This is a genomic window from Ruegeria sp. F12, assembly GCF_056533885.1.
The window spans coordinates 1-1123 of sequence record NZ_JBQFOV010000031.1 but is presented as its reverse complement, the minus strand read 5'-3'; the positions used below and the strand labels follow the sequence as shown (position 1 = coordinate 1123).

Annotated in this window: 1 protein-coding gene; it reads left to right on the top strand. The window is 55.3% G+C overall.

Annotated features, from left to right (window positions below; genetic code table 11):
- Positions 1-59: 59 nt before the first annotated feature.
- On the top strand, positions 60-1123 hold a 1064-nt coding region (locus tag ACR0CA_RS20315; protein ID WP_480901005.1), incomplete at its 3' end, for a carbohydrate porin.

The window sequence follows — 1123 nt, the reverse complement described above, 5'->3', positions numbered from 1 at the left end:
GGAAATCGCAAGACCGGCGGAGCAAGGGCGCCTGAATGATAAGACTTTTGGTTGTCGCAATGAGCATTGCCTTCGCTGACGCAGCGTCGGCTCAGGGACTATCCGGTCCATCTTCGGTCGAAGCTGATCTAGAGCCCGGAGACGGCCTGACCGACCCACAATACCGTTCCGATTTTCCGCGCAACATCGTGCCGGGTTGGTTTGAGTGGAAAGGCCGACTGGCTGAGGGCGGGTTTCGGTTCAACATTGATTACTTGGCGCTGGGTCAAACCACGAACGCTGATCTGGGAGCCAGTGAAGCGGCAAGTGGAATTGCACGCCTCTACGGCAGTTGGCAGGCAACTGAACGGGGCTCTCTAACATTCAAGATCGAAGACCGGCACAGTTACACTGACGTTGCTCCGCAGTTTCTTGGGCTGGATGGCGGAGCGCTTTCGATCACGGGAACAGCCTTCAACGACAATGGTCTGCTATTGACTAACCTTTTCTGGACCCAAAGGGCCGAGAATGGGTCGTGGACGCTGCAAGTCGGGCAGATTGATGTAACGGACTTTGTGGATATCTACGGGTTGGTAAGCCCCTATAGCGGTTTTCAAAACCTGTCTTTCAATACCAACCCGACAATTAACACGCCCAACCAAGGCCTTGGTATTGCCGGTGGGGTAAAGCTGAGCGAGAACCTCTACGCCGTTGCCAGCGTATCAGACGCAAACGCCGACCCGTCCGATCCAAACTTTGATGTGTTTAGCGACGGCAATCTCTTCAAGTCACTCGAGCTTGGTTACACTTCCGGCTTTGATCGAATCTACTTCGACAATATCCATCTGGCCCTCTGGCATGCGGATGCGGCTGACGATGGCAGTCGAGCGGAAGATTACGGCGCAGCATTTTCAGCGGCATGGTTTGTTGACAACAAGTGGATGCCGTTCTTTCGGGCTGGGGCCTCAAAGGGGACCGCAGCGCTTTATGACCGGTCCGTCTCTGCAGGTCTGGGCTACTATGGTCGCAATACCGATTTGGCCGGGCTGGGCCTGAACTGGGCCGAGGCAAGAGGCATAGACGGTGACCAGTTCACGCTCGAAGCTTTCTACCGTTTCTCGATTTCACCCGGACTGCAGATCAC